The organism is Citrobacter sp. RHB21-C05 (assembly GCF_013889015.1).
Taxonomy (GTDB): domain Bacteria; phylum Pseudomonadota; class Gammaproteobacteria; order Enterobacterales; family Enterobacteriaceae; genus Citrobacter_A; species Citrobacter_A sedlakii.
The window spans coordinates 2,208,798-2,229,618 of the sequence record NZ_CP057611.1 but is presented as its reverse complement, the minus strand read 5'-3'; the positions used below and the strand labels follow the sequence as shown (position 1 = coordinate 2,229,618).

The window sequence follows — 20,821 nt, the reverse complement described above, 5'->3', positions numbered from 1 at the left end:
AGATGACCATGCAGGATGTTGTTATCGTTGCGGCCACCCGCACGCCCATAGGCAGCTTTCACGGCGCTTTAGCCCCGCTTCCGGCGGTAGAACTCGGCGCGTGCGTCATTCGCGCATTGCTGGAGAAAACCGCCCTGCCAGCCGATGCGATCGACGAAGTTATTTTCGGGCAGGTACTGACCGCAGGCTGTGGACAAAACCCGGCGCGGCAAACAGCCCTCCGCGCCGGACTGCCGGTCACGACGCCGGCGGTGACGCTGAATCTGGTTTGTGGATCGGGATTAAAAGCGGTGCTGCAAGCGGCTCAGGCCATTCGCTGCGGTGATGCGGAGATTGTTATTGCAGGCGGACAGGAAAGTATGAGCAACGCCCCCTACCTTCTGGACGGCGCACGGACGGGTCTGCGCCTCGGCCACGCCAGCATGAAGGACAGCGTGGTACATGACGGCCTTTGGGACGCGTTTAATGACTACCACATGGGCATCACTGCCGAGAATCTGGCAGAGAGGTTTGTCATTAGCCGTGAGCAACAGGATGCGTTTGCCCTTCGCTCACAGCGAAAAGCGACGCTGGCGCTCGAGGCTGGTTACTTTAGCGCCGAAATCACACCGCTAAACGTTCCGCAGGGTAAGAAACCGCCGCGACGGGTTGAGCGAGACGAACAGCCGCGTGCGGACACACAGGCTGAGAAACTGGCCCAACTAAAACCGGCCTTTCGTCCGGGAGACGGGACGGTTACCGCCGGGAACGCCTCGTCGATTAACGATGGCGCCGCCGCCGTGATGCTGATGAGCGCCAGCCGCGCCGCGGCGCTGAATTTACCGGCGCTGGCGCGCATTGCTGGCTACGCCGTTTCTGGCGTCGATCCGGCGGTCATGGGGATCGGTCCTGTTGAGGCCTCACAGCAATGCCTGCAACGCGCGGGCTGGACGCTGGCGCAAGTCGATCTGATCGAAGCGAACGAGGCCTTTGCCGCACAGGCGCTGGCGGTCGGTCAGGCACTCGACTGGGACGAAAGCAAAGTTAACGTTAACGGCGGCGCTATCGCGCTCGGTCATCCGATTGGCGCGTCCGGCTGCCGCATTCTGGTCACACTGCTGCACGAGATGGCGCGACGCAACGTCGGCAAAGGACTCGCAACCTTGTGCGTCGGCGGTGGTCAGGGGGTGGCGCTGGCGGTGGAACGCACCCGGGGGGATCGCCATGCAAACTAACCGTTTCGCTGTCCTGGGCGCAGGACTGATGGGCGTAGGTATCGCCTGCCATTTTGCCCGTTCCGGGCATGAGATTTGGCTGTACGACACCGACAGAGCACGTACTGCGGAAATAACGTCCGTTGCTGGCGAGATCCTGGAGGAATTGATCGCGGCCGGGCAGTTTTCCGCGGCAGATAAAGCCACTGTCCTGTCCCGGCTGCAGGGGACCACATCGCTTGCCGATATTGCCGCTTCATCGCTACTGATCGAAGCCATTCCCGAGCGCCTTGAACTTAAGCACGCGCTGTATGCGCAGCTGGAGCAGGTTATCGATCCGCAGGCCATCATCGCCAGCAACACCAGCGGGTTGCCGCCGGACGCGCTGGCGGAAAAGCTTCGCCATCCACAGCGCTTATTGATCGCCCACTTCTGGCATCCGCCGCATTTTATCCCGCTGGTTGAGATTGTACCGGGCAGCGCAACTGCGCCACGGTATATGCAGGAGGTTCAGGCGCTGCTGAGCGGTATGCAACTGGAAGCCGTGATCCTCGATCGCGCCGCGCCGGGCTTTGTCGGCAACCGTCTGCAGTTTGCGCTGTTGCGCGAAGCGCTGCATATCGTCAAAAGCGGCATCGCCAGCCCGGACGTGGTGGATCGGGTGATGCGCGCCTCATTGGGTCGACGTTATGGCATGGTCGGCCCGCTGGAAGCGGCGGACATGACCGGACTCAACACCGTTCAGGATATCTGCCGCCATCTGCTGCCGGAACTGGCCAGCGGCAGCGACATGATGTCGCTGGTCGCGGACATCGTCGCCAACGGTGACACCGGGATGCGCAGCGGCCAGGGGTTTTACCGTTGGGACGAGACGCGAAAAGACAGTATCCGCGAACGCAGACGGCATCAGCTGCGTTTTGCCCTGAAACCGTAACTTCTCTTTCTGTACCCCACTATAACAACGATACCGAGGAGTCATGATGAGTGTGTTAATTGCCCTGGCCGCGTTGGGTCTGCTGATGCTGGCAGCCTACCGCGGTTACAGCGTTATCCTGTTTGCGCCTATCGCGGCATTAGGGGCGGTCTTACTGACCGAGCCTGCCGCTGTCGGCCCGGCCTTTACGGGCCTGTTTATGGAAAAGATGGTTGGCTTTGTAAAGCTGTATTTCCCCGTTTTCTTACTGGGGGCGGTGTTTGGCAAGCTGATTGAACTGTCCGGTTTTTCGCGTTCAATCGTTGCCGCGGCGATCAATCTGCTTGGACGGCGTCATGCGATCCCGGTGATCGTGCTGGTCTGCGCCCTGCTGACCTACGGCGGCGTGTCGCTGTTTGTGGTGGCTTTCGCCGTGTATCCTTTTGCCGCCGAACTGTTTCGCCAGAGCCAGATACCCAAGCGACTGATCCCCGCGACGGTGGCGCTGGGCGCATTCTCTTTCACCATGGACGCGCTGCCGGGAACGCCGCAGATCCAGAACATCATTCCGACCAGCTTTTTTGGCACCAATGCATGGGCCGCGCCGTGGCTTGGGTTGATCGGCTCGCTGTTCATCATTTTTGTCGGGCTTTTGTACCTTGAACGCCAGCGGCGAAAAGCGTTAGCCAGGAATGAAGGTTATGGTACCGAGCTGCAAAACGAACCGGAAACACCGGACAATATCAATTTGCCCAATCCCTTCGTCGCCATTTCACCGCTGATCCTGGTGGGCGTGCTCAATCTGCTGTTTACCCGCTGGATCCCGGTCTGGTATGGCAGCACTCACCAGCTTGACCTGCCCGGACTGGCTACGCCGGTGACGACCGAAATCAGCAAGATAACCGCCATCTGGGCCGTTGAGGCGGCGCTGGTCTCAGGGATCCTGATGGTGGTGATTTTCGGCTATCGCAATATACAGGGGCGTCTGGCGGAAGGCAGCCGAACCGCAGTAGGCGGCGCGATCCTGGCGGCCATGAACACCGCGTCCGAATATGGCTTTGGCGCGGTGATCGCCGCCCTTCCCGGTTTTCTGGTGCTGTCTAACGCGCTGGCGGCCATCCCCGATCCGCTGTTGAATGAGGCAATCAGCATCACCACCCTCGCCGGGATCACCGGTTCCGCTTCCGGCGGGATGAGTATTGCGCTGGCGGCGATGTCAGATACCTTTATTGCGGCGGCAAACGCCGCCAACATTCCGCTGGAAGTGCTTCACCGCGTGGCGTCAATGGCCAGCGGCGGAATGGACACCCTGCCGCACAATGGCGCGGTCATTACCCTGCTCGCCATTACCGGGCTGAGCCACCGTCAGGCCTACGGCGGAATATTCGCCATTACGATCATCAAAAGCCTGGCGGTACTGTTTGTGATTGGTGTGTTCTATACCACCGGAATTGTCTGAGGAGAATGCGATGACTTTGAACGGAAAAACGGCGCTGATTACCGGCTCCACCAGCGGCATCGGGTTGGGCATTGCGCAGAGCCTGGCAAAAGCCGGCGCGCGGATTATCCTGAACGGCTTTGGTGACGTTGAGGCCGCCAAAGACGCCATTGACGCCTGTGGCGTGAGCGCGGGCTACCACGGCGCAGATCTCAGCGATGCCGGACAAATTGAAGAGATGATGCGCTATGCCGAACGGGAATTCGGCGGCGTGGATATCCTGATTAACAACGCCGGGATCCAGCACGTCTCGCCGATTGAACATTTTCCCGTAGAGAAGTGGAATGCGATTCTCGCCATTAACCTCTCCTCGGTTTTTCACACCACGCGTCTGGCGTTACCCTCTATGCGCGCCCAAAACTGGGGCCGCATCATCAATATCGCCTCGGTGCATGGGCTGGTGGCCTCAAAAGACAAAGCGGCCTACGTCGCGGCCAAGCACGGCGTGGTGGGGTTCACGAAGACCACCGCTCTGGAAACCGCGCAGACCGGCATAACCTGTAACGCGCTCTGTCCAGGATGGGTGCTGACTCCGCTGGTACAACAGCAGATCGACAAACGCATCGCGGAAGGCGCAGACCCCAGTGACGCGCGGGAAGCGTTATTAGCGGAAAAACAACCTTCGCGGGCGTTTGTCACACCCGAGCAATTAGGGGAACTGGCTCTGTTTTTATGTTCCGAAGGCGCGGCCCAGGTTCGCGGCGCGGCGTGGAATATGGATGGAGGGTGGGTGGCGCAGTAATGCGGTTTGGCGTCGCCCGGAGACGTTTTGTTTACCGGGTGACGCCCCGTCACCCGGTAACAGGGCTTGTCAGGCTTTCAGCTGATAATCGAGGGTGATTTCCGCTTTCAGCACCTGAGACACCGGGCATCCCGCTTTGGCTTTCTGGATAATGCCGTCAAAAGTTTCCGCATCAATCCCTGGCACGCGCACTTCGCTGTGCAACGCGATTTTGGTAATTGCAAACCCGTTATCCATTTTGTCCAGTGACACATCGGCGGTGGTATCAATCGCCTCTGGCGTAAAGCCCGCTTCACCCAGCATCAACGAAAGCGCCATAGAAAAGCACGCCGCATGCGCCGCGCCAATCAGCTCCTCCGGATTCGTGCCCTTTTCGCCTTCAAAACGGGTATTGAAGCCATAAGGCTGTTGATTCAGGACACCGCTTTCGGTAGAAACAGTGCCTTTTCCACGTTTAATGTCGCCTTCCCAGTGTGCCTGACCTTTTTTATGGATTGTCATTGCTGCTCTCCTGTTGGCTCAAAAATGCAAGTATAGACCATGGCTGGCAGGTCTGATGGACTATTCAATAAAATTCAGAATACGATTAAAATGAAAAATAACGCTTACCCCAATACCCTATAGATTATATTTACAGGCATATTAAATATATATTAAAGCGTGATGAACGCGAATTAAAACCCTTTTAAACACCGGCAAATCAGAGAGTTAAAATAGTTTTATTATCTTCCAGGACTTTTCTGAGCTACAGCGATAAAAATATTTGCCATTCTGAATGTGAATTAAATTTCTGCGAGCCGTACTTATAAATACACCGACACGGAGGCATCCTATGTTTACTTATTACTCAGCAAATACCTCAAACGCACAACCGGCTTTGGTTCATGCTATTGAGCAAGGTCTCCGCGCAGAACATGGCGCTGTCACCGAAGATGACATTTTAATGGAACTGACCAAATGGGTGGAAGCCACCGACAATGACATCCTCAGTGACATCTACCAGCAAACGATCAATTATGTGGTCAGCGGCCAGCACGCTTCTGCATAAGGTGCTATGCTGATACCGCAACCTAAGGGGTTACGTTTCTTTCGCATTGGCGAATTTGTCCTTAAAACTTGGAACAGGATTGAGGAGTTAAAATGAAATCGAACCGTCAGGCCCGTCATATTCTTGGACTGGACCATAAAATTTCCAATCAGCGCAAACTGGTGACGGAAGGCGACACGTCCAGCGTGGTGAACAACCCTACCGGCAGAAAGCGTCGTCCGGATAGCAAAAAGTAACCGCGTAGTCAGAATCTGATGATAAACACCATCGCAAAAGCGATGGTGTTTTTGTTTCCAGGGGGCATGATGCTTTATACTCGGTGTCCGATGCCCTGGTTGAACGGCACAGTATTATAAAAGGAGCCAGGGACGGAAATTCAAAAAGAGTGAGTGACATGGAAACCAAAAGCAAAAAAATGCGTTCCCTTTATATTCCTTACGCTGGCCCGGTACTGCTGGAGTTCCCCCTGTTAAATAAAGGGAGTGCTTTCAGCATGGAAGAACGTCGTAACTTCAACCTGCTGGGGTTACTGCCGGAAGTGGTCGAGACGATCGAAGAACAGGCTGAACGCGCGTGGATCCAGTATCAGGGATTCAAAACCGAAATCGACAAGCACATCTACCTGCGCAACATTCAGGATACCAACGAAACCCTATTCTACCGTCTGGTAAACAATCATCTTGATGAGATGATGCCGGTTATTTATACCCCGACAGTCGGCGCGGCATGTGAACGCTTTTCCGAGATTTACCGTCGCGCCCGCGGCGTTTTTATCTCGTACCAGAACCGTCACAACATGGACGACATCCTGCAAAACGTACCAAACCACAATATCAAAGTTATTGTGGTGACCGACGGCGAGCGGATTCTGGGCCTGGGTGATCAGGGGATCGGAGGGATGGGCATTCCTATCGGTAAGCTGTCGCTGTACACCGCCTGCGGCGGCATCAGTCCGGCGTATACCCTGCCTGTCGTGCTTGATGTGGGTACCAACAACCCGCAGTTGCTCAACGATCCGCTGTATATGGGCTGGCGTAACCCGCGCATCACCGACGAAGACTATTATGAATTTGTCGACGAATTCATCCAGGCCGTTAAGCACCGCTGGCCGGACGTGCTGTTGCAGTTTGAGGATTTCGCGCAGAAAAACGCAATGCCGCTGCTGAACCGCTATCGTAATGAAATATGTTCCTTTAACGACGATATTCAGGGTACTGCGGCGGTGACCGTCGGGACGCTGATTGCCGCCAGCCGTGCGGCAGGCAGCCAGCTCAGCGAACAGAAAATCGTCTTCCTCGGCGCAGGCTCCGCCGGTTGCGGCATTGCCGAGCAGATCATTGCCCAGACCCAGCGCGAAGGCCTTAGCGAAGAAGCCGCGCGGCAGAAAGTGTTTATGGTGGATCGTTTTGGTCTGCTTACCGATCAGATGCCGAACCTGCTCTCCTTCCAGACCAAACTGGTGCAGAAGCGTGAGAATCTGAAGACGTGGGACACCGACAGTGAAGTGCTGTCGCTGCTGGATGTGGTGCGTAACGTTAAACCGGATATTCTGATTGGCGTCTCCGGGCAAACCGGTCTGTTTACCGAAGAGATCATTCGCGAGATGCACAAGCACTGTCCGCGCCCCATCGTCATGCCGCTGTCAAACCCGACTTCACGGGTGGAAGCCACGCCGCAGGACATCATTACGTGGACCGAAGGTAACGCGCTGGTCGCGACCGGCAGTCCTTTCGCGCCGGTCGTCTGGAAAGATAAAGTCTTCCCTATCGCCCAGTGCAACAACGCTTATATCTTCCCTGGCATTGGTCTGGGGGTTATCGCCTCAGGCGCGTCGCGTATTACCGATGAAATGCTGATGTCGGCCAGCGAGACGTTGGCGCAGTACTCGCCGCTGGTGCTTAACGGTGAAGGTCTGGTGCTGCCGGAACTCAAAGATATCCAGACGGTATCCCGCGCCATCGCTTTTGCTGTCGGCAAAATGGCGCAGCAGCAAGGCGTGGCGGTGAAAACCTCTGCCGAAGCGCTGCAACAGGCTATCGACGACAATTTCTGGCGCGCGGAATACCGCGACTATCGCCGCACCTCTATCTGATGTTTTGCCCGGTGGCGCTTGCGCTTACCGGGCTTACGCTTTTGCCTTCAGAAATTTTCTACAGATAAAAAAAGGCGCGACCGCAGTCACGCCTGTTGGACTATGAGGGGATTAACGTAACCCTTCCTCACTCTCTTTTTTCGCCTCGGCTTTCTCGATCTGGCGATACCAGCGCGGATGGTGTTTCTTCGCCCAGCGACGACTCACCTTTCCTTCAATCATCCCCTTGATCGACCCTTTCACCCAAAATGCCATATACATATGGATAAGGATCGCGTGCATCAGGATGATGCCGGCAGCGGCATGGATCAGCAGACTGTAACGCACCACCTGCATCGGGAAATACTGCGCGAAGTACGGGCGCCAGATGATCACGCCGGTGACCAGCAGCACAAAAATCATGCTCATGATCGACCAGAACATCATCTTCTGCCCGGCGTTGTATTTGCCGACATCCGCCACTTTGTGTTCGTTGCCTTTCAGCACTTCCACAATGTTTTTCAGCCACGGAATATCTTTCTTATCCGGGATGTTGTGGTGGACAAAACGCACAAACATGAACATCAGGGCGATAAAGATCGCCACGCCGAAGAACGGGTGCAGAATGCGTCCCATCTGCGGCGTCCCGAAGGTCTGCGTCAGCCATTGCAGGGTCGGAAAGAAAAACGAAATCCCCGACAGCGCCACCAGGAAGAAGCAAATGACCACCGTCCAGTGACAGGCGCGGTCGATAAACTTCGTGCGCACAATCATTTTCGACTTACTCATGATGCTCCTCCTCGTCATCGTCCACTTCTTTGTTCGGGCCAATACCAATGTAGTGATAGATAAGCCCGGCAAAGGTGGCGATAAAGCCAGCGGCGGCTAACGGTTTCAGCGCCCCTTTCCACAGATTGATTGAGGTGTCGACCTTCGGCTCATTCGGCAGACCATGATACAGCTCCGGCTGGTTCGCGTGGTGCAGCACGTACATTACGTGCGTCCCGCCGACGCCCTGCGGATTGTAGACGCCTGCGTGTTCATAGCCGCGCGCTTTCAGCTTCTCGACGCGCTGCTCGCCCAGATCCAGCATCTCTTTCTTGGTGCCGAAGTGGATTGCCCCGGTCGGACAGGTTTTCACACAGGCCGGTTCCTGACCCACGCTCACCCGATCGACGCAAAGCGTACATTTATAGACGCGGTTATCCTCTTTATTGAGGCGCGGCACGTTAAATGGACACCCGGCGATGCAGTAGCCACAGCCGATACAGTGCTCTGACTGGAAATCGACGATCCCGTTGGCGTACTGGATGATCGCGCCGGCAGACGGGCACGCCTTCAGACAGCCCGGATCTTCACAGTGCATACAGCCGTCTTTGCGGATCAGCCATTCCAGTTTGCCGTTCTGCTCGGTTTCGCTAAAGCGCATCACCGTCCACGACTTGGCGCTGAGATCGGCGGGGTTGTCGTACACCCCGACGCAATGGCCCACCTCATCACGAATGTCGTTCCACTCTGAACACGCCACCTGGCAGGCTTTACAGCCTACGCAGGAGGAGACGTCAATGAGCTTGGCGACTTCAGCCTTGTAATCACGCGCCCGTGGGGGCGGCGTGATGGAGTTGGTTGCGGACTGTTTGATAATGTCCTGCGTTTCCAAAGACATATGCTAGCCCCCTTACGCCTTCTCGATGTTAACTAAAAACGCTTTGTATTCCGGCGTTTGCGAGTTTGAATCACCGACGTTTGGCGTCAGGGTATTGGCGATATAACCTTTACGCGCCACCCCTTCAAAGCCCCAGTGCAGTGGGATCCCAACGGTTTCAACCTGCTGACCGTTCACGTTCAGCGTACGCAGGCGGCGGGTAACAACTGCTACCGCACGGATAAACCCACGCTTGCTGCTCACCGTGACGCGATCGCCATTGGCGATGCCTTTGGCCGCCGCCAGCGTTTCGCTGATCTCCACGAACTGTTCCGGCTGCGCGATGGCATTCAGCAGCGCGTGTTTGGTCCAGGTGTGGAAGTGTTCGGTCAGACGATAGGTTGTTCCCACATACGGGAATTTATCCTTCTTGCCTAAACGCAGTACGTCGTCTTCATAGATGCGAACCACCGGGCTGGAAACCACGTTCGGATGCAGCGGGTTGGTCCCCAGCGGCGTTTCCATTGGCTCGTAGTGTTCCGGGAACGGCCCTTCCGCCAGTTTATCCAGCGCGAACAGACGCCCAACGCCCTCCGGCTGCATAATGAACGGACCGGTTTTGCTTCCCGGCGGCGCGGTGTTGAAGTCCGGGATATCGTTCCCCGTCCACTTCGTCCCGTTCCACTGGATCAGCATTCGCTTCGGATCCCACGGTTTACCGTTGATGTCCGCCGATGCGCGGTTATACAGTACGCGGCGGTTCAGCGGCCACGCCCATGCCCAGCCCAACGTATTACCCAACCCGGACGGATCGGCGTTATCGCGGTTGGCCATCTGGTTGCCCTGCTCGGTCCAGCTACCGGTGTAGATCCAGCAGGAGGATGACGTGGTGCCGTCGTCACGCAACTGCGCGAAACTGCTCAACAGTTGCCCTTTCTTTGCAATCAGCGCGCCGTTGGCGTCATAGAGATCGGCCAGCGCGTAGCCGTTGTTCTCTTTCGCCACTTCTTCCGATTCCGGATGATCAGGCTGTTTGTAGCTCCAGCGCATTTTGAGCAGCGGTTCTGCGCCTTTACCGCCTTCTGTGCGATACATCTCGCGCAGACGGTGGTAAATACCCGCCAGAATTTCGCCGTCGTTACGCGCTTCACCCGGCGCGTCCTGCCCTTTCCAGTGCCACTGCAGCCAGCGACCGGAGTTGGCAATCGAACCATCTTCTTCCGCAAAGCAGGTGGATGGCAAACGGAACACTTCAGTCTGAATCGCTGCCGGATCGACGTCGTTCGACTCGCCGTGGTTCTGCCAGAAAGTCGAGGTTTCGGTCACCAGCGGATCGATCACCACCATGTACTTCAGCTTGCTCAGGCTGCGGACCACTTTGTTTTTGTCCGGGAAGGACGCAACCGGGTTAAAGCCCTGGCAAATGTAGCCGGTGACTTTTCCGCTATCCATCATATTGAAATATTTGATGACGTCATAAGCCTGGTCCCACTTCGGCAACCAGTCGAAGCCCCAGCTATTCTCTTTTTGCGCGTCGTCGCCATAGAATGCTTTCATCAGACTGACGGCAAACTTCGGATAGTTGCTCCAGTAGTTCACCTGATCGGCCTGGGTCGCTTTAGGCGTGTTGGCGTCAAGCCAGCTCTGCCAGTCGCCGTGCTTTTCGGACGGCAGCGTCAGATAGCCAGGCAGGCTGGTAGACAGCAGACCGAGATCGGTTAAGCCCTGAATGTTGGAGTGACCGCGCAGGGCGTTAACCCCGCCGCCTGCCATCCCCATGTTGCCGAGCAGCAGCTGAATCATCGCCATCGTACGGATGTTCTGTGCGCCAACGGTATGCTGCGTCCAGCCCAGCGCGTACAGGAACGTGGTGGTTCTGTCGGCGGCACTGGTGGAAGCCAGCACTTCACAAACCTTCAGGAAGTCAGCTTTCGGCGTACCGCAGATGTTTTCCACCACGTCCGGCGTATAGCGGGAAACATGCTGTTTCAACAGGTTCCATACGCAGCGCGGATGCGTCAGCGTGTCGTCGCGTCTGGCATAGCCGTTTTCATCGAACTGGTAGTTCCAGGACGACTTATCGTACTGCCGTTTTTGCGCGTCGTAACCGCTGAACAGTCCGTCTTCAAAAGCAAAATCATCACGCACCAGCAGGCTGGCGTTGGTGTAATGCTTAACGTACTCCGCGTTGATTTTGTTATTTTCGATCAGGTACAGCAACACGCCGGACAGGAACGTAATGTCCGTACCGGAACGAATCGGCGCGTAAATATCCGCTACCGAGGCTGTACGCGTAAAGCGTGGGTCAACAACAATCAGCGTGGCGTCATTGTTGTTTTTCGCTTCCATCGCCCAGCGGAATCCCACCGGATGGGCTTCAGCGGCGTTACCGCCCATCACCATCACGACGTTAGCGTTTTTAATATCGACCCAGTGGTTGGTCATCGCACCGCGACCAAATGTTGGAGCAAGACTTGCTACCGTTGGTCCGTGTCAGACGCGCGCCTGGTTGTCGACAGCCAGCATGCCGAGCGAGCGCACAAACTTCTGCGTCAGCATGCCGGTTTCATTACTGGCGGCTGAGGCGCACAGCATCCCTGTTGAAAGCCAACGGTTAACCGTAACGCCCTGCTCGTTCTTTTCAATAAAGTTGGCGTCGCGGTCAGCTTTCATCAGTTTTGCAATGCGGGTAAACGCTTCATCCCAACTGATGCGTTGCCATTTATCGGAACCCGGCGCACGGTATTCCGGATAGCGCAGACGGTTCTCACTGTGAACATAATCCAGCAGGCCTGCGCCTTTTGGACACAGCGCACCACGGCTTACCGGATGATCCGGGTCCCCCTCAATGTGATAAATCGCTTCCTTCGCGTTTTTAGCTCCATCCCCCAGGCTATACATTAATAGCCCGCAACCCACGGAACAGTATGTGCAGGTGTTTCGGATCTCTTTCGCGCGCAATAGCTTATAATTTCGCGCCTGAGCCAGTGCCATTTTTGGGGTGAATCCCAGCGCTGCCACTGTGGTTCCGGCCATACCGCCCGCGCAGATTTTAAAAAACTTTCTGCGGCTGACGTCCATTGCTTTCCTCTTTTTTCCAGAGTGAGATACCCGCCATCTTTCTTCCTGCACGAAAGCAGGGTGAAAAATGTCGCGTATAAACTTCCGCGAGGAAACTAACAGCAATAACCTTACGCATATTGCGTCAAATCAATAACGAAACGCTTCCGCTACTAAATAGTGCCTTTTGCCGGTTTTATATACCACCTTAGTGGTAACCCTCATGCGCATTGACCTGGCATCCTCCGCTAAAAAAGTGCTATATATTTCAGCTTATTTTTTTGCAGGGTTAGGGAAACGGCAAACAGAATGACAAGACAAAAAGCAACGCTCATTGGACTTATCGCGATCGTGCTGTGGAGCACAATGGTGGGGTTGATTCGCGGCGTAAGTGAAGGGCTGGGGCCAGTGGGTGGCGCGGCGGCAATCTATTCCCTCAGCGGGTTGCTGCTGATTTTTACCGTCGGTTTTCCTAATATTCGCCGTTTTCCTGTGCGCTATTTGATTGCCGGTAGCGTTCTGTTTGTCAGTTATGAAATTTGCCTTGCGCTTTCGCTTGGCTATGCTGCGTCACGTCATCAGGCGATTGAAGTCGGCATGGTCAATTATTTGTGGCCCAGCCTGACTATTTTGTTCGCCATTTTATTTAACGGACAAAAAACCAACTGGGTGATTGTTCCCGGGTTGCTGCTGGCATTGGTCGGCGTCTGCTGGGTACTGGGCGGTGAGAATGGACTGAATCCCGCCGAAATTATCAACAATGTCACAACCAGTCCGCTGAGCTATTTTCTCGCCTTTCTCGGTGCGTTTATCTGGGCAACCTACTGCACAGTGACCAATAAATATGCACGTGGCTTTAACGGCATTACGGTTTTTGTTTTGCTCACAGCGTTGAGCTTATGGGCGCATTATTTTATGACGCCGCAGCCTGTGATGGTCTTTACCACGCCGGTAGTGATAAAACTGTTTTCCGCCGCCCTGACGTTAGGTTTTGCTTATGCCGCCTGGAACGTGGGTATTCTGCACGGAAATGTCACCATTATGGCGGTGGGCTCCTATTTCACGCCGGTGCTTTCCTCTGCGCTCGCAGCCGTACTGCTGAGCGCTCCGCTCTCTTTCTCTTTTTGGCAAGGTGCAGTGATGGTCTGTGTGGGATCGTTGCTGTGCTGGTGGGCGACCCGCCGGGCGTGACCGTCATCCCAACTGGCGACCGCTTTTTCTCTGTCTGGCAACCTTTTTGAATTTGGTTTAGTCTTTATTAAGATTAAACCAAAATATTTCCTCGAATTTAGCAATCTGTTAAATTAATGATACTAAAATGATGCTTAACTATTAAACTCCTGCCTGTCAAATTCATTTATCCCGATATAGTTAGCCTGCGTAATTTACCGCAAAATAACCACTTCATCGCACATTGTTAGCCTAATAAATATTTCACTTAAGCCTAATCCCATTTGTAACTAATTTATTTCAGGATATTAAGGAGATCTGGATCACACATCTGTAAATATCCAGCAATAAGATGAAACTTATTATTGAATTGGTGCTACTGCGTAATTTAAAAATAGCTTGCCATTGATGAGAAGCCTCGTTTAGCAATGGTTTAGGAAACACATTAAGAAAATTATAAGGATTATCTAAAATGAAACTTAAATTAGTCGCAGTGGCAGTGACCAGCCTGTTGGCAGCAGGCGTTGTTAATGCAGCAGAAGTGTATAACAAAGACGGCAACAAACTGGATCTGTACGGCAAAGTTACCGCTCTGCACTACTTCTCTGACAATAACGGCGATGATGGCGACAAAACTTACGCACGTCTGGGTTTCAAAGGTGAAACACAAATCAATGACCAACTGACCGGTTTCGGCCAGTGGGAATACGAATTCAAAGGCAATAACTCCGAATCTAACGGCACCAAAGGTAATAAAACCCGTCTGGCGTTTGCCGGTCTGAAATTTGGTGAGTACGGTTCTTTTGACTATGGCCGTAACTATGGCGTCGCGTATGACGTTGGCGCATGGACCGACGTTCTGCCTGAGTTCGGTGGCGACACCTGGACCCAGACCGACGTGTTCATGACCCAGCGTGCTTCTGGCGTGGCGACCTACCGTAACACCGACTTCTTCGGTCTGGTTGACGGCTGGAACTTTGCCGTTCAGTACCAGGGTAAAAATGGCGCCAGCGACGAAACGAACAACGGTCGTTCTAAGCTCACCGAACAGAATGGCGACGGCTTTGGTCTGTCTACCAGCTACGAGTACGAAGGCTTCGCCGCAAGCGCCGCTTACGCGAAATCTGACCGTACCGATTCTCAGACTGCGGGTGACAACGTGTTCTACGCTCGCGGCAAGAACGCAGAAGTGTGGGCTGCGGGTCTGAAATATGACGCGAACAACCTGTACCTGGCGGCAACCTATGCAGAAACCCGCAACATGACCACCTTTGGTGATGTAAACGGTATTGCTAACAAAGCGCAGAACTTCGAAGTGGTAGCACAGTACCAGTTCGACTTCGGTCTGCGTCCGTCCCTGGCTTACCTGAAATCCAAAGGTAAAGACATCGGCGGTTACGGCGACCAGGATCTGGTTGAATACGTTGACGTTGGCGCGAGCTACTACTTCAACAAAAACATGTCCACCTACGTTGATTACAAAATCAATCTGGTTGACGAAAACAACTTCACCCGCGCTGCTGGTATCTCCACTGACAACATCGTTGCTGTGGGTCTGACCTACCAGTTCTAATTCATTTAGAATTGAGCGGTATAGAAGCCAGCCCACGTCGGGCTGGCTTTTTTTACCGATGCATAAACCGGTCATAAGGAGTATGCCGTGCAAACCTATACAGGACGTTGTCTCTGTGGGCAGAGCCATTTTACCGTTGATATCGAATCGCTCGATGTTTACGCCTGTCACTGCACGCTGTGCCAGAAATGGTCAGGCGGCATTGCAATGTACCTGGAGGCCAGCGGTCATCCGATGATGGATCCCGACGCGCCTGAACCGGCCTTTTTTACCTCCTCCTCGCGGGGGGAACGCTACTTCTGTTCCGGCTGCGGCTGTCCGCTGTGGTTTAAGCTCACCGATACGCTGCGCTATTTTATCCCCTGGACGCTGCTTGAACTGAACGAAGGCGATCGCCGTCGTTTGATCCTCGCCGCTGAAATCTACACCGAAACCCAGCCCGCGTTCTGGCGGCTGACCGGACAGTACGCCCGGTTAAGCGGCAAAGAGGTCGAAGCGCTGGACAGCCTGTGCCAGTTAACCCACTAAGCTAGTCGCGGTTGACGTTTGCGAGGCTAAACCACATACCCACCGCCAGCAGAATCAGCATACTGCCGGCGCTGCTTAGCGCCACGCTGTGTGACCAGGTAAACGCCTGTTTCGCGGCATCAATAATGTGTTCTCCCAGCGCGTCAGGCAGCGTCTGCGCCAGTTGCACCGCTTCCCCCATCGACGACGATGCGCGGGTCATTTCTTCGGCGTTCAGCCCTTCCGGCAAGCTAATCGAGGCAGAAAAGCTACGACTCAGCAACAGACCGAAAATGGCGATGCCCAGTCCAGCGCCCAGCTCATAGGCCATTGTCTCTATCGCCCCTGCCGCTGCCGCTTTCTCGCCCGGCGCCGCGGCCATAATGGCTGCCGTTGACGCCAGCAGCGCGCTGGCAGCGCTAAATCCCAGCAGCGCCATCAGTGCCCAGGCCTGCAGTTGCTGTGTGCTGAAATCAGTCATCGCCAGGCCATAAAAACTCAGCGCACTCAATGCCATCCCCCCCGTCGCCACGGTGCGTAGTCCAAATCGGGACACCAACATACCGGCGATGGGGCCGCTGAAGCCGCTGGCAAGCATGACAGGTAACATGAACAGCCCCGCCTGATACGGTGTGAAGCCATGCACAAACTGCAATTCCTGCGCCATTAATAGCTCAAAACCGACCAGCGTGATCATGGCGGTCATCGCCATCACCACGCCGCTTAAAATGATGCGATGCGTAAACAGCCGCAGGTCGATCATCGGACGCGAGGCCGCAAGCTGGATACGGATAAACTGTATCAGCAGCAGCGCGCCGCTAATGACGGTTAAGGCAATTGCGCCAATGGCGATATGCCCTTTCAACGCGGTCTTCGCGCTGTAAACCAGCAGTAAGATGGCCATAATCAGCATGATGGCGTGCCCCAAATTCAATGACTGATCGCGGCGTCCCGTCTGACGCGGCACATAGCGCGCGGTAAGGGTCAGCACAACCAGTACGACAGGCACGTTGATCAAAAATACCGAGCCCCAATAAAAGTGCTCCAGCAGTATTCCCCCCACCAGCGGCCCGAACGCAGCGCCGCCGGAACCTACCGCCGCCCAGACGCCCAGCGCCATATTACGATGGCGTGCGTCGCTGAAGGTCGCGCGGATCCCGGCAAGCGTTGCCGGAACGATCATCGCCGCACCGATCGCCAGAATGGCGCGCGAGGCGATCAGCCAACTGGCGCTGTGTGCGAATGCGGCAGCCAGCGAAGCCAGACCAAACAGGCCCCCGCCAAGTAACAGCAAACGTTTAAAACCGATGCGATCGCCCAGCGCGCCCATCGGCAATACCATCCCTGCCATCACCAGCGAGTAAATATCAATGATCCACAGCAGCTCGTTGCCGCTGGCGCCCAGCGTCATACTCAGCGTGGGAGCGGCCACATGCAGCACCGTCGCGTCGATAGCAACCGGAATGTAGACCAACACAATAATCACTAATGTTAACCACTGACGAAACATAACGCTTCCCTTAAGACAAACTGGACACGCGTCCAGATTTACCGATCCTACGGAAAATTGAACATATGTCCAACTTTTTATTGAGCGCCGTGATTATCTGAATTCGTGGGTATCAGGGAAAGCAAGACAGGAAAACAGCGCCATCCGACCAGCCAGCCGGATGGCGAGAATAAACTCAGCCCAGGTCGCCCCCGGCCACCGGCAGGGTCACACCGGTGATATAGCTCGCCTGGTCGCTTGCCAGAAACAATATCGCCTGCGCCTGTTCTTCAAGCGTGCCATAGCGGTGCATCAGGCTGCTGTCCAGGGTCTGATCCACAACCTGCTGATACCAGATTTTTTCCTGCGCGGTGGGCGTTTCGGTATTACGCGGCGTGACACGCTCTGGCGCCTCTGTTCCTCCCGGCGCCACGGCGTTTATCCGGATCCCCTGGTGGCTGTATTCCATGGCAATGGAGCGGGTTAAGGCGTTGACCCCGCCTTTCGCTGCCGAATAAGGCACCCGATTCACCCCAGATGTCGCCACGGACGACACATTGACAATGCTGCCAGCCCCCTGTTTCAGCATCCACGGCAGCACTGCACGACAGCCCCACAGCGTAGGAAACAGAGAGCGGCGGATCTCCTTTTCGATCTGATCTGGCTGATAGTCGGCAAAAGGCCGCGCCCAGATCGTCCCGCCGACGTTATTAATCAATACGTCTATACGACCGAAATGTGCAACGCCTGCTCCGAAGGCCTGTTCGGTACTTTCCCACTGCTCAAGATCGGCCTCCAGCGCCAGCACCTGAACGCCCTCAGCGGTGAGTGTCGCAGCCAGTTCATGAACGTGACGGGAACGATCGATCAGTAACAGCGTAGCGCCCTCTTTTGCCGCCTGCTCTGCGGTCTGGCGACCAATCCCTTGCGCCGCGCCGGTAATCGCGACGACTTTAGTGTGAAATCGCATCCTGTTCTCCTTATGCCGCGGCGCTTTGACTGGCGATAAACTTCTCATACCAGAATCCGGCGGGATCGATTCCCCTTTCCCGCAGCGTAGCAGCGACCGCGTTGACCATCGGCGGCGGCCCGCACAGGTAAATATCCACATCCCCCTGATTCAGCAGGGCGTCATTGAGATACGCGGTGACATAACCCCGCTGCGGACAGGCGCTGTCGGCATCCGCAACCACCGGTAGCCAGTGGAAATTGACCAGCCCCTCGCGAAAAGCCTCCAGCCGGGCCGTTTTGACAAGATCAATGTCATAAGTCACGCCATACAACAGCGTCACCGGACGCTGACTTCCCTGCGCCGCCAGCGCTTCCAGCATGGAGAGCATGGGCGCCAGCCCGGTTCCGCCCGCCAGCATCAACAACGGACGCTCGCCGCCGCGCAGATAAAAACTGCCCATCGGGCCGCTGAGGGTCAGACGGTCGCCAGAACGTGCGCGCTGGGTCAGCCACTGGCTCATCAGCCCGCCCGGCACATTGCGGATCAAAAACCGGCATTCGCGGTTATCCGGCAGAGAACTGAATGAATAGGCGCGCACCTGGTTCGTGCCGGGAACCTGAATATTGACGTACTGTCCCGGCAAAAATGCCAGCGGTTCATCGGCGTATATCACCAGTTCAAACGCCGTAGCCGACAGCGCGTCCACTGCCCGTACCGTCGCGTCCAGCGTCGTAAGCCCGGTTTTACACTGCGCGGCGGCAACGGGCACATCGATCACGCAGTCGCTGCACGGCACCATCTGGCAGGTCAGTACCTGTCTTGCCTGGGCTTCATCGTCGCTCAAAGCGTCTTCGATGAAATCGTCACCGAGGGCATATTCCCCACTGGCGCAATGACATTTACAGGTGCCGCAAACGCCATCTGAGCAATCCATTGGCAGATTAACCTTCTGCCGGTAAGCCGCATCAAGCACCTTTTCGCCCGCGTTGCACTGAATAAAACGGGTGATGCCGTCCTCAAAATTAAGGGCAATCGTAAAACTCATAAGCACCTCTTAAATGTGGTACACGTCAATCACCTGACGGATATAGTCATTGTTCAGCCGCACTGTTTTACGCACAATTTGCGGGACGCCGCTTTCTTCAATCAGCGTGCAGTGCGTCGTGCCAAAATACGCATCGGTATGCTGATACCGGTGGCTGTAGGTCACCCAGTTGTAGCGCACCGCCAGGCCTTCCGCCGTTTCGCCCAACAGTTCGACATTCGCGATCATATGGGTGGTACGCGGTTCCGGCGTGCTGGCGCCGGACCGTTCCGTTTTGATGCGATACACCCGATCTTCCAGCCCCTCGCGGTTCGGGTAATAAATAAGCGAGATTTCACGTTGCGGATCGCGGGTCGGTTTATCATCATCTCCCCACGCGGGCATCCAGAACACCACGCCGGGGCTATAGCAGTTCAGCCACGCATCCCACTGGCGATCATCCAGCAACCGCGCTTCGTAATACAGAAACTGACGCACCTGTTCCAGGGTCAACATCAGACTACCTCCACGCGTTGGGTGATCGACTGCTCGTAACGTTGCCGCTCTTTTTCGACTGCCGCGAGCATCACGTTTTGCCAGTGATGGTGATGCGCGATGTACAGCGCCTCGTCTTCGGACTTCACCCCGCTCAACAGAGGCGTAAAACCGGCATGACGGGCGTGCTCGTCCGGACCGTCGACCCAGTGCAGCGCGCCGCGGCTCAGATCGCTCCAGGCCAGATTTTCCCCCAGGTATCCACGCTGGCAGGCGCTGAACTCTTCGAGATCGTCAGGGGTTCCCATACCGCTGACATTAAAGAAATCCTCGTATTGACGAATACGTAGCGCCCGCGCTTGATCAGATTCCCCTTTTGGCGCGAAACACCAGATCGTGACTTCCGTTTTGTCTACCGCCAGAGGACGAATAACGCGAATTTGTGTCGAAAATTGATCCATCAGATAGACGTTGGGATACAGGCATAAATTGCGGGTTTCGTTGACCATCTGGTCCGCTCGCCGTTCTCCGAATGTCGCCTGAAGCCGCGCCCGATGATCATAAACCGGGCGCACTTCCGGGTTGATGGCGCGCGTCCAGAGCAGCATGTGGCCATTTTTAAAGCCATAGCCGCCACCGAGGCTTTTTGACCAGCCGTTGGCGTCCACCGCGCGCGTACCGTCCGCTTCATAGTTGCGTCGCGACATCGTCGAGGCATAGTTCCAGTGCACGACGCTGACATGGTAGCCGTCGGCGCCGTTTTCCGCTCCCAGCTTCCAGTTCCCTTCGTAGACATAGCTGGAAGACCCCTTCAGCACTTCCAGCCCTTCCGGCGCCTGGTCGACAATCAGATCGATGATTTTCCGTGTCTCGCCAAGATACTCCTCCAGCGGTTGTACCTCGTCATTGAGGCTACCGAATAAAAATCCACGATAAGACGCAAAGCGTGGCAGGGCTTTTAAATCATGCGATCCGTCCTGCTTAAAAGAGTCTGGATACCCGCCGGTACTTTCATCTTTCGCCTTAAGCAGCTTGCCGTTATTACTGAACGTCCAGCCATGAAACGGACAGGTAAACGAGTTTTTATTTCCGGTTTTACGTCGGCATAACATCGCGCCGCGGTGCGCACAGCTATTAATTAACGCATGGAGGGTCTGCTGCTTGTCGCGCGTAATAATAACGGGCTGGCGGCCCAGCGTCAGAGTATAATAATCGCCGGGTTGCGCGATCTGACTTTCATGCGCCAGAAATACCCAGTTGCCTTCGAATATATGCTTCATTTCAAAATCAAATAATTGGCTATCGGTAAAGATAGAGCGATGACAGCGATAAATATGGTTTTCCCGATCGACAATTAAGGCCTGGGAAATTTTATCTTTTAATGCCGAGAGCGTTTTTTGCATGTGTCTGGTCCTCCTGCATCATTCAGGATTAAGCGTTC

At 55.3% G+C, this 20,821-nt stretch carries 19 protein-coding genes; 10 read left to right on the top strand and 9 right to left on the bottom strand.

Annotated features, from left to right (window positions below; all coding sequences use genetic code 11):
* The first annotated feature begins 8 nt into the window (after positions 1–8).
* The 4 genes from HVX72_RS10690 to HVX72_RS10675 are packed head-to-tail and all read left to right on the top strand — an operon-like array spanning position 9 to position 4,346.
* Positions 9–1,214, top strand: coding sequence for an acetyl-CoA C-acetyltransferase (locus tag HVX72_RS10690; RefSeq protein WP_042283026.1), 1,206 nt, complete (start codon positions 9–11; stop codon positions 1,212–1,214).
* A complete protein-coding gene (locus HVX72_RS10685) occupies positions 1,204–2,127 on the top strand; it encodes a 3-hydroxyacyl-CoA dehydrogenase family protein (RefSeq protein WP_042283028.1) in 924 nt (307 codons plus the stop codon). The genes HVX72_RS10690 and HVX72_RS10685 overlap by 11 nt, the downstream gene beginning before the upstream one ends.
* A gap of 43 nt (positions 2,128–2,170) precedes the next feature.
* The gene (locus tag HVX72_RS10680; protein ID WP_199957257.1) at positions 2,171–3,565 is read left to right on the top strand and encodes a GntP family permease; all 1,395 of its coding nucleotides are present in this window, start codon (positions 2,171–2,173) and stop codon (positions 3,563–3,565) included.
* A gap of 10 nt (positions 3,566–3,575) precedes the next feature.
* Entirely contained in the window at positions 3,576–4,346 is a 771-nt protein-coding gene (locus HVX72_RS10675; protein ID WP_181823171.1) for a 3-hydroxybutyrate dehydrogenase, read from the top strand.
* Between the two features lie 69 nt (positions 4,347–4,415).
* Here HVX72_RS10675 and osmC read toward each other — a convergent pair whose 3' ends face one another.
* Positions 4,416–4,847, bottom strand: a complete 432-nt coding sequence (gene osmC / locus HVX72_RS10670) for a peroxiredoxin OsmC (protein WP_181823170.1) — start codon at positions 4,845–4,847, stop codon at positions 4,416–4,418.
* A 331-nt stretch (positions 4,848–5,178) separates the two neighbouring features.
* Between osmC and bdm the strand changes: the two genes are divergently transcribed.
* The 3 genes from bdm to maeA all read left to right on the top strand — a co-directional run bounded on the left by bdm (position 5,179) and on the right by maeA (position 7,486).
* The gene (gene bdm, locus HVX72_RS10665; protein WP_042283038.1) at positions 5,179–5,394 is read left to right on the top strand and encodes a biofilm-dependent modulation protein; all 216 of its coding nucleotides are present in this window, start codon (positions 5,179–5,181) and stop codon (positions 5,392–5,394) included.
* A 92-nt stretch (positions 5,395–5,486) separates the two neighbouring features.
* A complete protein-coding gene (gene sra / locus HVX72_RS10660) occupies positions 5,487–5,630 on the top strand; it encodes a stationary-phase-induced ribosome-associated protein (protein WP_042283041.1) in 144 nt (47 codons plus the stop codon).
* Positions 5,631–5,788: 158 nt separating this feature from the next.
* Positions 5,789–7,486 (top strand): malate dehydrogenase, encoded by a 1,698-nt coding sequence (gene maeA, locus HVX72_RS10655; protein ID WP_181823169.1) that lies wholly within the window; start codon positions 5,789–5,791, stop codon positions 7,484–7,486.
* Positions 7,487–7,597: 111 nt separating this feature from the next.
* Here maeA and fdnI read toward each other — a convergent pair whose 3' ends face one another.
* From fdnI to fdnG, 3 genes are read right to left on the bottom strand one after another with little or no spacing between them, the layout of a single operon-like run.
* Positions 7,598–8,254 carry a formate dehydrogenase-N subunit gamma gene (gene fdnI, locus HVX72_RS10650; protein WP_060569780.1) on the bottom strand — a complete coding sequence of 219 codons (657 nt, stop codon included), beginning with the start codon at positions 8,252–8,254 and terminating at the stop codon, positions 7,598–7,600.
* Positions 8,247–9,131 carry a formate dehydrogenase subunit beta gene (fdxH, locus tag HVX72_RS10645; RefSeq protein WP_181823168.1) on the bottom strand — a complete coding sequence of 295 codons (885 nt, stop codon included), beginning with the start codon at positions 9,129–9,131 and terminating at the stop codon, positions 8,247–8,249. Before fdxH ends, fdnI begins: the two co-directional genes overlap by 8 nt.
* Positions 9,132–9,143: 12 nt before the next feature.
* Positions 9,144–12,191, bottom strand: coding sequence for a formate dehydrogenase-N subunit alpha (fdnG, locus tag HVX72_RS10640; RefSeq protein WP_181823167.1), 3,048 nt, complete (start codon positions 12,189–12,191; stop codon positions 9,144–9,146).
* A 288-nt stretch (positions 12,192–12,479) separates the two neighbouring features.
* On the opposite strand from fdnG, the gene yddG reads away from it, so the two are divergent.
* The 3 genes from yddG to HVX72_RS10625 all read left to right on the top strand — a co-directional run bounded on the left by yddG (position 12,480) and on the right by HVX72_RS10625 (position 15,441).
* Complete coding sequence (yddG, locus tag HVX72_RS10635) at positions 12,480–13,361, top strand: aromatic amino acid efflux DMT transporter YddG (RefSeq protein WP_042283052.1); 882 nt, start codon at positions 12,480–12,482, stop codon at positions 13,359–13,361.
* A gap of 451 nt (positions 13,362–13,812) precedes the next feature.
* Positions 13,813–14,913, top strand: coding sequence for a porin OmpC (gene ompC, locus HVX72_RS10630; RefSeq protein ID WP_042283054.1), 1,101 nt, complete (start codon positions 13,813–13,815; stop codon positions 14,911–14,913).
* A gap of 207 nt (positions 14,914–15,120) precedes the next feature.
* Entirely contained in the window at positions 15,121–15,441 is a 321-nt protein-coding gene (locus HVX72_RS10625) for a GFA family protein (protein WP_229264109.1), read from the top strand.
* A gap of 1 nt (position 15,442) precedes the next feature.
* On the opposite strand, the gene HVX72_RS10620 is transcribed toward HVX72_RS10625, so the two are convergent.
* The 5 genes from HVX72_RS10620 to HVX72_RS10600 all read right to left on the bottom strand — a co-directional run bounded on the left by HVX72_RS10620 (position 15,443) and on the right by HVX72_RS10600 (position 20,783).
* Positions 15,443–16,930 carry an MFS transporter gene (locus HVX72_RS10620; protein ID WP_181823166.1) on the bottom strand — a complete coding sequence of 496 codons (1,488 nt, stop codon included), beginning with the start codon at positions 16,928–16,930 and terminating at the stop codon, positions 15,443–15,445.
* Positions 16,931–17,105: 175 nt separating this feature from the next.
* Positions 17,106–17,879 (bottom strand): benzoate diol dehydrogenase BenD, encoded by a 774-nt coding sequence (gene benD / locus HVX72_RS10615; RefSeq protein WP_181823165.1) that lies wholly within the window; start codon positions 17,877–17,879, stop codon positions 17,106–17,108.
* A 10-nt stretch (positions 17,880–17,889) separates the two neighbouring features.
* Positions 17,890–18,906: a benzoate 1,2-dioxygenase electron transfer component BenC gene (gene benC, locus HVX72_RS10610; protein ID WP_181823164.1), complete on the bottom strand. Its 1,017-nt coding sequence runs from the start codon at positions 18,904–18,906 to the stop codon at positions 17,890–17,892.
* A 9-nt stretch (positions 18,907–18,915) separates the two neighbouring features.
* On the bottom strand, positions 18,916–19,401 hold the full coding sequence (benB, locus tag HVX72_RS10605) for a benzoate 1,2-dioxygenase small subunit (RefSeq protein ID WP_042283068.1): 486 nt from the start codon (positions 19,399–19,401) through the stop codon (positions 18,916–18,918).
* Entirely contained in the window at positions 19,401–20,783 is a 1,383-nt protein-coding gene (locus HVX72_RS10600; RefSeq protein ID WP_042283071.1) for a Rieske 2Fe-2S domain-containing protein, read from the bottom strand. The genes benB and HVX72_RS10600 overlap by 1 nt, the downstream gene beginning before the upstream one ends.
* Positions 20,784–20,821: the final 38 nt, after the last annotated feature.

Excerpts from the sequence above, each read along its gene's own strand:
- HVX72_RS10690 (WP_042283026.1), top strand. The coding sequence starts at position 9 with ATGCAGGATGTTGTTATCGTTGCGGCCACCCGCACGCCCATAGGCAGC.
- HVX72_RS10685 (WP_042283028.1), top strand. The coding sequence starts at position 1,204 with ATGCAAACTAACCGTTTCGCTGTCCTGGGCGCAGGACTGATGGGCGTA.
- HVX72_RS10680 (WP_199957257.1), top strand. The coding sequence starts at position 2,171 with ATGATGAGTGTGTTAATTGCCCTGGCCGCGTTGGGTCTGCTGATGCTG.
- HVX72_RS10675 (WP_181823171.1), top strand. The coding sequence starts at position 3,576 with ATGACTTTGAACGGAAAAACGGCGCTGATTACCGGCTCCACCAGCGGC.
- osmC (WP_181823170.1), bottom strand. The coding sequence starts at position 4,847 with ATGACAATCCATAAAAAAGGTCAGGCACACTGGGAAGGCGACATTAAA.
- bdm (WP_042283038.1), top strand. The coding sequence starts at position 5,179 with ATGTTTACTTATTACTCAGCAAATACCTCAAACGCACAACCGGCTTTG.
- sra (WP_042283041.1), top strand. The coding sequence starts at position 5,487 with ATGAAATCGAACCGTCAGGCCCGTCATATTCTTGGACTGGACCATAAA.
- maeA (WP_181823169.1), top strand. The coding sequence starts at position 5,789 with ATGGAAACCAAAAGCAAAAAAATGCGTTCCCTTTATATTCCTTACGCT.
- fdnI (WP_060569780.1), bottom strand. The coding sequence starts at position 8,254 with ATGAGTAAGTCGAAAATGATTGTGCGCACGAAGTTTATCGACCGCGCC.
- fdxH (WP_181823168.1), bottom strand. The coding sequence starts at position 9,131 with ATGTCTTTGGAAACGCAGGACATTATCAAACAGTCCGCAACCAACTCC.
- yddG (WP_042283052.1), top strand. The coding sequence starts at position 12,480 with ATGACAAGACAAAAAGCAACGCTCATTGGACTTATCGCGATCGTGCTG.
- ompC (WP_042283054.1), top strand. The coding sequence starts at position 13,813 with ATGAAACTTAAATTAGTCGCAGTGGCAGTGACCAGCCTGTTGGCAGCA.
- HVX72_RS10625 (WP_229264109.1), top strand. The coding sequence starts at position 15,121 with ATGTACCTGGAGGCCAGCGGTCATCCGATGATGGATCCCGACGCGCCT.
- HVX72_RS10620 (WP_181823166.1), bottom strand. The coding sequence starts at position 16,930 with ATGTTTCGTCAGTGGTTAACATTAGTGATTATTGTGTTGGTCTACATT.
- benD (WP_181823165.1), bottom strand. The coding sequence starts at position 17,879 with ATGCGATTTCACACTAAAGTCGTCGCGATTACCGGCGCGGCGCAAGGG.
- benC (WP_181823164.1), bottom strand. The coding sequence starts at position 18,906 with ATGAGTTTTACGATTGCCCTTAATTTTGAGGACGGCATCACCCGTTTT.
- benB (WP_042283068.1), bottom strand. The coding sequence starts at position 19,401 with ATGTTGACCCTGGAACAGGTGCGTCAGTTTCTGTATTACGAAGCGCGG.
- HVX72_RS10600 (WP_042283071.1), bottom strand. The coding sequence starts at position 20,783 with ATGCAAAAAACGCTCTCGGCATTAAAAGATAAAATTTCCCAGGCCTTA.